The following is a 9,226-nucleotide window of genomic DNA, read 5'->3' on the forward strand; positions in this document are numbered from 1 at the left end:
TGCTGCCCGTGGCCAGATGCTCCCATCGCGGCAGCACCCGGCCGAAGTCGAAGCGGGGGCTGAGCACGGAGCGCATCGGCACCCGACCGCTGACACCTTCCACGATGCGCACCAGCCGGGCGGCCGTGCGCTGTCCGCGCGGCGGCATGAAGTCGATGATCCGCACCGTGCCGCACAGCGTGTCCCACTCCGACACAAGGACGAGCGAGTCTCCGCGGTAGCGTCGCCGGTCGGCCGGAGGCGGCTGCTCACCGTCGGCGATGGCGGGACCGATCCGCCAGCAGCCGTGTTCGTCGGTCCCCAGCAGCCCCGCGAAGACCGCGGGAGAGTCGAAGCGCGGGAAACATGCCCAGTCCACCGAGCCGTCCCGGCCGACCAGAGCGGCGGTCTGCATGTCCCCGATGAGCGCGTAGTCCTCGATGGCGAGGCTGGTCATAGATGGCGTCCCGTTCCGGAGAGCTGACGAATGAAGGGCTTGCGAAGCCATCTGACCGGTGCAGAGGTCGGCGCCGCCCCTACACGCTCGCTCCGTTCTGGCGGCATTGGTACGCCAAACCGACGCCAAACTTGCGCCATTTCCGGGCGGGACGGGCGAGGGACGCATCAAATCGCGCAGTGCTTTGCCCATATATGTGAGTCTTATTTCGGCGTGTGGGCGGAGGAGTTGACGAGAAGTGGCGCAGATATGGCGTCGATTTGGCGTACCGATGCCGAGGGGGGTGCGTCACGGTGGTGGAGCTGAGACCGATGCTGGCCCGCGCCGCAGGGCGCCTGAGCACAGGGAGACCAGGGTGCCCCCCACTACCGCCGCCGAGCTGATCCACGATCAGGGGCTGGGGGAGTTGGTCGCCCACCATGACCTGTCCCTCGTCGCCATGAAGGCCCCCCAGAAAGTAGTTCGTGGCAGAGTCCGGAGTGTGCTGGGCGGCCGTACGAGCAAGGATGCGATCGACCGCGCTGTTCTGGTCGCCGACGAGCTGGTGGGGAACGCGATGCAGCACGCGGGCGGCCCGGTCGCCCTCACGCTCGACGTCTACGAGAAGGGCGCGGCGGTGAGGGTGACGGATCGGGGCACCGATACCGAGGCAGTTCCCGCCGACCTCACCGAGCTGTGCACGGCTCCGCTTCTACCGGAACCTGAAGAGATCGTCATCGACGAGATCTCCGAAAACGGCCGGGGCCTGCTCTTTGTAGCCCTCCTCGCAGTGGCTTGGACGGTGGAGAAGTCGCGTCTCGGCAAGGTGGTAACAGCCGTGGTTCTCACCGGTGATGGGCAGTGACAGCAGGTACGGACGTGGGCCCGCAGTCCTTGGGGCGCGGTCTTCTCTCCTCCCCGCTCGGGGCGCACTGTGCACTTCCCCACGGAGCAGCAACGGACGGACCAAGGTCGGCGGGCGATGTGTACTTCCTTGAGAACCTTCGTCGCATGATCGACATCGGGAGCACGGTGGTGGATACCTCCGACTCCTACGGCGACGGCCACTCGGAGCGGCTGATCGGGCGCCTCTTGCCGGAGTATCCCGAAGGCCGGCTGCTGCTGAGCAGCAAGGTGGGTCTCCTGCGCGGGTCCGCGCCACATCCGTATGCGGACCGAAGAGTCCACCATCAGTTCCAGCAGACGCAGGAGAACCTCAAGACCGATCACGTAGACCTCTACTCCCTTGAGAGTTTCGACTTCGGCCCTGGTGATCGCTACCTGGGCACTGTGATCGATCAGATGCGCACGCTGCGCGACCTGGGCGACATCACGGCCATCGGAATGCGCGGTCCCCACGCCCGGCGCGGTGCGCCTGCCGAGGAGCGGGAGGCGCTTGCCCAGCGCTTCCTTACCCTGTTCGACCTGATCAGGCCCGATGTCGTCTGGACACGCTTCGACATGCTGACACCTGTCATGCCGCTGACGGAGAGGGAGACGTTGTTGGACTTCACGGCACGTCACGGCGTGGGGCTGCTCCTTCTCCCCTCACCACTCCAGCACCGCCCTGGAAACGTTGCAGCGCTCAGCGAGGTGACGTCCCACCGCCTGGACGCGCTCGCCGAATGGCAACCCCTGCGGCGTTTCGGCAATGCGCCCGGCACCTTGACGGGACTGGCTCTGCGGGCATGTGTGCAGCAGCGCGGCAACTGTGTCGTCCTGTGCGATACGACAAGCCCAGAGTGCGTCCAGGAAGCGCAATCATTTCTGAGGGCTGCCCTGACCAGCGAGGAACTGGTCAGCCTCGACCTGGTCTACGCCCGTATCCGAGCAGCCCTTCGACAAGGGCGGTCGCGGTACGTTCGGACGAGCGGGTGGTGAGGTCGCCCGCAGACCAGAGGGCGGGGTACGCGGCACAGTCGCACCCGGCTCCCATACGGTCACGTGCTTCGTCCGCAGCACAGCCGAACTCGCCCCCCGCCCAGGAACCCCTGTGATGGACACGCCGCTTCCCACGCCCGCTGAGCCCACTGGCCAGTACGGAGACATCGCCGAGGCCCTGGCCCTGCTGAGCGCGGCGGGCCTCGCGGTACCGGCCGGGTTCGTCATTCCGACCGATACCCCCGACCCCATGCTGCCTCGGATGCTCAGCGCTCTTGTGACGTCGGCCGAAGGCCGGGCGCCCTATGGGTTCGTCACCCGCCCGTCCACGGTGCTCCCGAGCTCAGTGACGTTGCCCCTTCTGCACACTTCTCGCTTCTGCCCGCCCGAGGAGGAGGCGCTTCTGCGGCTCGTGCGGGAGACCCGCCGCGCCGCTGGCAGCTTCCATCGGCACAATGCCCGTGGGGAAGAGCGGGTAGCCGTGCTCGTACAGCCAGCGCTTCGCCCCGTCCTGTCCGGGGTGTTGATGGCAGAGGTAGCGGGTGGCCGGTGCGCCCGCTGGCGTATTGAAGCTGTCCGCGGGCTTGCGGCATCCCTCGCGGACGGCACGCAGACCGGGGAGATCCATACGGGGCGACGTCATCACAGCGACCCAGTGACACCGACGGACCAGCGCGTCATCCTGGTACCGGGGACTCGCGACGAACTGCTCCTGCCGCCCGGCGCACGCGCGATGGTGCCAGGCCCCAGAGGGGAAGTCGCCGCCCGTGTAGCGCTCTCCGAGGGGGGAGCCGTTCATCTGCTTCGCCCGGAGGAATGGGCTTCTACCCCTCTGCTCGATCGACGGCAGCTCACTGTGCTGCTGAGTCAGGCGTTCGCCGCGGCGGCCGTCCTGGAGTGCGACCGCATCGGACTGGAGTGGGCCGTCACGCCCCAGGACGTGGTGCTCCTGCAAGCTATTCGTCTCACGCACCCGCTGCCCGGGCATTCTGGGCCCGAGAGCCCCAGTGAGAGCCGCTGGAGTGGCACACCGGCTGCTCCGGGGGTCGCGACGGGCCCCGCGGTCCGGCTCCGCCCCGAGACCCGCCTCACAGGGGCAGTCCTGATCTGCGAGACGTTGGACACCCAGGTCGCAGAAGCACTCCGGCAACGTCCGGCCGCCATCGTCTCGACGACCGGCAGCCCACTGTCGCTCACGGCTCACCTCGCCCGAGAGCTAGGCATTCCCTGCGTCACCAACGTGGACCGCTCCATCGAAGAAGCCGCTCCCGGTGCTCAGCTCCAGACCGACGGGACCGAGGGAAGGGCCCGCGTTCTCAGAACGGCAGGCTAACGGGGTCTCCAGCTACCGCAGCGGGAGGCGGTGGACGGTCTCCCAGCGGTAGGCGGACTTCTCCCGGCGCAGCTCGACCAGGTCGACGGCCGTCACATCCAGCAGGACGGGAGGAAGCGTGCGCAGCGCGTTGACGGCCTCGATCACAGGCCCTGCGGGGCGGTCGCAGTTGTTGTAGGCGATGCCCAGGTGAGGGCGGTGAAGGGCGGTGGGTTTGCCGCCGGGCATGCCGGTGTCCTCGCTCGCCGCGGTGAGCGAGGCATGAAGACGTACCAGGGGTGTCCAGGGGGAGAGGGAGAACCGCAGCGCCCCCCGGGATCCGGCCAGGGGGTGCGCGAGGAGTTCGAAACGGGGCAGCGACGCCAGCTCGGTACGGCGCACCAGACGGTCGAGGTCGGGTGCGGTGAGGTCACCGCATTCGCCGATACGGGTCAGCGTGACGTGGAGTCCGTCGTCGGGCACCGGGTCCATGCCCAGGTCGGCGAGAGTCTTCTGGCATCGCCATGCGCAGGCGATCAGATGCGGGGCGGCGGGGAAGGTGAGCATCCAGTAGTAGGCCCGCCGACTACTGGGCCAGTCCGGCCGGTCCCAGTGGTTCGACATCCGTCCGATACTGCTGAATGCCCGCCAGTCGTGGTCGACGATGCCGACGTGATCGTCCAGGTCCGCAGGGGGAGTTACTGGGAACGCCCGGCTGTCGGGTACCAGTAGTTCCGGCTCCGGCGCCACGGGACTCCCTTGCTACGACGACGCCTCCGCCGCACGGACGCCGGTCACGATCGGTTCAGCCTGCGGAAGAGACTTCCACGCCAACAGCTCTTCCGCATAGTCCCCCACGACCGGCTCATTGTGCCAACGGCCGGCGTGGACATACAGCTCCCGTGCTCGTTGCCACACGGATCGGATGGGCGCAGAAGTACCGGTTCGCAGGGCAGACCGGCCCAGAGCCATCGCGTGATCGAGCTCGGGTGACTCCTGTTGGAGCAGCGCGGTGGCCACGTCGAGCCCGACCAGTGCCCTGCTCCACTCCGAATCGGACTCTTCAAGCAGGGCGTCGATCTCGTTGGCGCAGGCCAGCACCTCGCGCGTGTCACGGAGGGAGAGCCTCGCGGTCGCCACGTTGGCCAGGGTGCGCGCGGGGCTGTAGGGGGAGAAGGCGATGCAGGGGGTGAGCCCTCCCGGCAGCGATGCCTGCTGTTCTGAGATCTCCAGCGCCTGTCCGATGGCGCGTTCGGCGCCGCGGCGGTCATCCATGCGTGCCAGGGCGCGGGCACGGCCGTTTGCCAGGAGTCGGATGGCATGGGGGCTGTGCGGGGCGAGAGCGATGCCCGCCTTCGCCGCAGCGTCCGCCTCGACGTAACGGCCGTGGTAGTAGAGGCCGAGAGAGCGGGTTCCAGCGGCCCACATCTCCAGATGCGTGTCGCCGACCTCCCGGGCCAGAGCCTCGGACTCTGTGCAATACGCCTCGGACACATGAGCATCGGCCCCAGCATTGACTGCCATGTAGCCCAGGAGACCGGCGGCGTGACCGGCCAGCTGGAACAGCTCCGACCGTACGCGCGGTGTCTGCTGTCCGCCCAGGACGCTGTGCAGCATGCTCCTCATCAGCCTGGCCTCGCCCGAGAGCTGCTGTGGGCCGAGTGTCTCGTAGCGGGCCACGATGCTGTGCATCGACCGGGTCAGTGTCTCGATCAGCTCGGCGCCAGCGCTGGAGATGGTCAGTTTCTCGGTCTGCGAGGCGACCTGGAGCGGATTATCGAACTCCAGATGCACGGCGCGCGCGGCTTCTTCCGCCGAAAGGGCGGTGGAACTCCTTCGAACCGCCAAGCCGGGGTCGACGCGGGCGAAGAGCCGCTCGATGGACATGTTGAACAGGTGGGTCAGTACGAGCGCCAACGGGCCCTGGGGCCTGCCGGTGAAATCGTCGCTCATCCATCGGACGAAACTGCGCTTGGAGGGGGCAGCCCGCGCCAGCCGGGGGTCGCCCTCCTGCTCCGCTGCTCGATGCGCCGCCTTGGCGAAGTGCATGCTGAACGTGGCGAAGGAGGCCCAGCCCCTCTCCCGGACCAAGAGCTGGAATCGTGTTGCGGTGGACAAGGGAGCTGTGCCTCCTGCGGTCGTGTCCGCCCGGGTCAGCCCTGACAGCTGTCCCGGGGGCCGGTGTCCGGCGCCTTCTGCAAAGCGGTCAGGGTCTCAGCAAAGCTGCTGGTGAGAACGCTGAGTACGGCCTGGCCCTTCGTCGCCGTGGCCAGCGACGGCTGTCCGATCACACCGGTGCTGGTGTACGGGGTGACGCCGTGGACGAGTAGATGCGGCCGGTCGGCGAGGTGGTCGGCTTCGGCGTAGCCGTCACGGACCTGTTCTGGCCACAGGTGGAGCAGCAGTGAGGTTTCGATCTCACCTGCGTGCATGTCGTCGTGTCCGCTGCTGTCCAACCGCGCGGTCCCACGGGCGAGCTCCCAGTCCTCTCGTCGGGGGAAGAGCGCCATACGCGGGGTGCCGACGTTGGCCTCCTGGACGATGTTGGACAGCACGTAGTTGCCTCCATGACCGTTGACGAGCACCAGATGCTGGATGCCGGAGCGCGCCAAGGACTCGGCGATGTCGGTGATGACCGCGGACAGGGTCCGGGAGCTGATGCTGACGGTTCCCGCCCATCCGGCGTGCTCGTGTGAACAGGCGATGGTGATCGGGGGAAGCAGCAGCAGTGGATACGCCGCGGCCAGAGCCTGGGAGATGCCACTGGCCACGAGGGTGTCCGTGGTCAAGGGGAGGTGGGCGCCGTGTTGCTCGAAGCTGCCGACCGGCAGCACGGCCACCGTCGCCTCGCGCTTGGCTTCGTCGGTCATCGTCGCGGTAGTCAGTACGTCCATGATCACATCCTCGCGGATGTGAGTGCCAGAGCGGAACGGAACTGCGCAACCTCGGAGTGACTGCCAGCCTGGGCAGGCAGCCGACGGTCGAGGCTGCGCAGCACGCGCAACACACGTACAGAACCGCCGGAGGTGGTGAGAGCCAGAGCCGTGGCTCCCTCTACCGCCGCTTCAGGCACACGACCGTCCGCGGCATAGGCGAGGGCCAGCCACGCCCGAGCGAGCTGCACGTCCTGCCGGTACTCGGACGGCCAGCCGTCGATCGCTTCGTGGAGCAGGACGACTGCCTGGCGGGCATGGCCCAGAAGGAGATGGCAGTACGCCTCATGGGCCTGGACGTACGCGCGGACACAGTGATGTCCGATGGTGGCGGGATCGTCATCGCAGGCGAATTGGTCTGCCTGGTCGACGAGCTGGTGGGCTGTCTTCAGCACGCGGGCGGAGGAGCGGTCGTCCCCAGCCAGGGCATACCCATGGGCAAGACGAACGGCACACAGGGCCCGATCGCGTTCACCTCCGCGTGCCGCTTCCCACGCTGCCTCGGCGAGGTCGCGAGCCGCGTGGGCATCCCGGCGCTCGGTAGCCTGCTGTGCCAGTCGCATCAGCACGTACGCTTCCAGGGAGTCGTCTGCGGCTTCCCGGGCAAGATCACGTGAGTGCATCAACCAGTACGTGGCGTCCGACCTGCGCCCCAGCGTCTCCGCCGACCAGCTCGCGAACTCGGCCCATCGCGCCTCGACCCCGAGCAGTCCCCTGCGCACGCCCCGCTCCGCGCTGTGCCGGCAGCTGCGGATCACATCCAGCTCACGGGTGACGGTGGTGTACATGTGCATGGGCCCGAAAGCGTTGTGCGCTGCGGAGAGAATGTGCAGCATGTTGCCCCAGTGCGGCACGAGAGCAGGGTCCACGGACGTGCTTTCCGGGCCGACGTCGACGGACGTGTTCACCGGGCCAACGCTGGGCAGGAGACCGCTCCGCTCCAGCTTCCGGGCGGCGGTCGACTCAGCGGGGCCTAACAGTTTGTCGGCGGGCGCCTCGAACAAGTGATGCAACACGCGGCGGGCATCTGGGTTCGGCCGGTTGCTCCCCCCCAGCCAGCGTTCAAAGGTTCTCCGGGAGACGGTGATGGCCGCAAGTTCAGGCTCGCCGGTCTGCTTCGCGAGCTCTTGAGCGGCTCTCTCGAAATGGATGGTGAAAGCCGCATGTTCAGACCAGCCGCGCTCCTGAACCAGCTGGCTCAAGAACGTCTTCGGCATCGTCGGCATCGTCATGATGACCTTCTCGCGTGTGGTCACACCACTTGTGACTGTCGAGCCAACCGGTGCGGAGCCGCGATCGGCTTCCCAGAGGCGATGATCGCGGGCGCATAGGTGCGCGCCCGCCATGCGCCACAGGGCGCGATGCGGTCGGTACGCATCGTGACCTTCGCTAGGATGCTCCCTCACCCACATACTTAGCAACATGAAGGCGCAACTTGCTTCATCGGTTTGCTTGTAGACAGGTCACCGGCCGGGCAGACTGACACCATGCCGGAAACGAACGGAGCACCGTGGTCACTGACGCAACGTGAAATCGGTGCCCGCTTGCAGGAGTTGCGCGACCTGGCCGAACTGACCCAGGAACAGGTCGCGCAGCATCCAGCGCTCCATGCGCAGGGCGTCAGTATCGATCCAAGCGCACTGAGCCGGATCGAAAGGGGCAAGCGACGCCCCTCGCGTGAGAAGGCGGAAGCCCTTCTCGCCTGCTACGAAGCTGATCCCGAGACGCGCGAGCAGATCCTGGCCTATCTCAGCGTGGACACCACTCGGCGCAGAAAACCGGCGCTATGGCGCAAGCACTCCGCCCTCCTCGGCCCCATGCAATTCGAGGGGTACCTCTCCTTGGAACAGCACGCCACGACGCTGCGCAACTTCCAACCCTCCCTCATCCATGGCCTGCTGCAAACTCCCGAGTACGCACATCACGTCATCGCGAGCATGCGCGAAGACCTGACACCCGCCCAGGTTCACGCCCTCGTCGATGTCCGTATTCACCGGCAGCGAAGAATTACCGAAGGGGCCCTCCGCGATTTCCAGGCGCTCCTCGACGAGGGCGCCTTGCAGCGGAAAGTGGGCGACACCGGAGTGATGCGCGGTCAGCTCGAACATCTGCTCGCCGCTACTGAAGCTCCTCAGAACACGATCCGCGTGCTGCCCACCGCGGTCGGCAGCCACCCTGGGCTCGCCGGCCCCTTCGTGATCATGACCTTTCCCGACGCCACTCGCGATGTCGTGTGGCTGGAGACCATGAACCGCCAAATCTTCTTGGAGGACGCCTCAGAATTGGATGCCTATTCCCACGTTTTCGACAGCTTGTGGGAGCGGGCGCTGGAGCCCGCCGAGACGCGCAGTCATCTCAAGAATTTGATCAAGGAGCAGTAGTGGAAGCGAAGCCCGACCCGTCCACGCTCGACCTCACGACCGTCGACTGGCAGACGTCCTCCTACACTGGAGGCGGAGGGGAATGCGTCAGGGTCGGAGAGAAGGACGGTTACGTCCTCATCGGCGACACGAAGAATCCCGGCCGAGTTCCACAGATCTACACGAGGTCGGAAATCCGCGCATTCCTGCTGGGCGTGCGAGATGGCGAGTTCGACCGCCTGCTCTGAGCAGACAGAGCTCTGGGTGAACGTGTCAGGTCGAGCGCCTGGGACCACCTTCGTGCACGCCGCCGTTGCGAACGGCC

At 67.0% G+C, this 9,226-nt stretch carries 10 protein-coding genes; 5 read left to right on the top strand and 5 right to left on the bottom strand.

From position 1 onward, the window contains the following. Window positions 1-436: trehalase-like domain-containing protein (locus ACWGJ2_RS39540; RefSeq protein ID WP_453351247.1), on the bottom strand; the 436-nt coding region annotated here is incomplete at its 3' end. A 355-nt stretch (window positions 437-791) separates the two neighbouring features. On the opposite strand from ACWGJ2_RS39540, the gene ACWGJ2_RS39545 reads away from it, so the two are divergent. The 3 genes from ACWGJ2_RS39545 (at window position 792) to ACWGJ2_RS39555 (ending at window position 3,629) form a co-directional block, all read left to right on the top strand. Beyond that, entirely contained in the window at window positions 792-1,280 is a 489-nt protein-coding gene (locus ACWGJ2_RS39545) for an ATP-binding protein (RefSeq protein WP_453351248.1), read from the top strand. Between the two features lie 14 nt (window positions 1,281-1,294). Continuing rightward, a complete protein-coding gene (locus tag ACWGJ2_RS39550; protein ID WP_453351249.1) occupies window positions 1,295-2,296 on the top strand; it encodes an aldo/keto reductase in 1,002 nt (333 codons plus the stop codon). 115 nt (window positions 2,297-2,411) lie between these two features. Further along, window positions 2,412-3,629 (top strand): PEP-utilizing enzyme, encoded by a 1,218-nt coding sequence (locus ACWGJ2_RS39555; RefSeq protein ID WP_453351250.1) that lies wholly within the window; start codon window positions 2,412-2,414, stop codon window positions 3,627-3,629. Between the two features lie 12 nt (window positions 3,630-3,641). On the opposite strand, the gene ACWGJ2_RS39560 is transcribed toward ACWGJ2_RS39555, so the two are convergent. The 4 genes from ACWGJ2_RS39560 to ACWGJ2_RS39575 are packed head-to-tail and all read right to left on the bottom strand — an operon-like array spanning window position 3,642 to window position 7,797. Then, complete coding sequence (locus tag ACWGJ2_RS39560) at window positions 3,642-4,358, bottom strand: 2'-5' RNA ligase family protein (protein WP_453351251.1); 717 nt, start codon at window positions 4,356-4,358, stop codon at window positions 3,642-3,644. A gap of 12 nt (window positions 4,359-4,370) precedes the next feature. Further along, window positions 4,371-5,726, bottom strand: coding sequence for a hypothetical protein (locus ACWGJ2_RS39565; RefSeq protein WP_453351252.1), 1,356 nt, complete (start codon window positions 5,724-5,726; stop codon window positions 4,371-4,373). A 35-nt stretch (window positions 5,727-5,761) separates the two neighbouring features. Next, window positions 5,762-6,502 carry a creatininase family protein gene (locus ACWGJ2_RS39570; protein WP_453351253.1) on the bottom strand — a complete coding sequence of 247 codons (741 nt, stop codon included), beginning with the start codon at window positions 6,500-6,502 and terminating at the stop codon, window positions 5,762-5,764. Between the two features lie 2 nt (window positions 6,503-6,504). Then, complete coding sequence (locus ACWGJ2_RS39575; protein WP_453351254.1) at window positions 6,505-7,797, bottom strand: hypothetical protein; 1,293 nt, start codon at window positions 7,795-7,797, stop codon at window positions 6,505-6,507. 231 nt (window positions 7,798-8,028) lie between these two features. Between ACWGJ2_RS39575 and ACWGJ2_RS39580 the strand changes: the two genes are divergently transcribed. Next, on the top strand, window positions 8,029-8,922 hold the full coding sequence (locus ACWGJ2_RS39580; protein WP_453351255.1) for a helix-turn-helix domain-containing protein: 894 nt from the start codon (window positions 8,029-8,031) through the stop codon (window positions 8,920-8,922). Further along, window positions 8,922-9,149 (top strand): DUF397 domain-containing protein, encoded by a 228-nt coding sequence (locus tag ACWGJ2_RS39585; protein ID WP_453351256.1) that lies wholly within the window; start codon window positions 8,922-8,924, stop codon window positions 9,147-9,149. The genes ACWGJ2_RS39580 and ACWGJ2_RS39585 overlap by 1 nt, the downstream gene beginning before the upstream one ends. The last annotated feature ends 77 nt before the right edge of the window (window positions 9,150-9,226 follow it).

Source organism: Streptomyces sp. NPDC054796 (assembly GCF_053611545.1).

Excerpts from the sequence above, each read along its gene's own strand:
- ACWGJ2_RS39555 (WP_453351250.1), top strand. The coding sequence starts at position 2,412 with ATGGACACGCCGCTTCCCACGCCCGCTGAGCCCACTGGCCAGTACGGA.
- ACWGJ2_RS39570 (WP_453351253.1), bottom strand. The coding sequence starts at position 6,502 with ATGGACGTACTGACTACCGCGACGATGACCGACGAAGCCAAGCGCGAG.
- ACWGJ2_RS39580 (WP_453351255.1), top strand. The coding sequence starts at position 8,029 with ATGCCGGAAACGAACGGAGCACCGTGGTCACTGACGCAACGTGAAATC.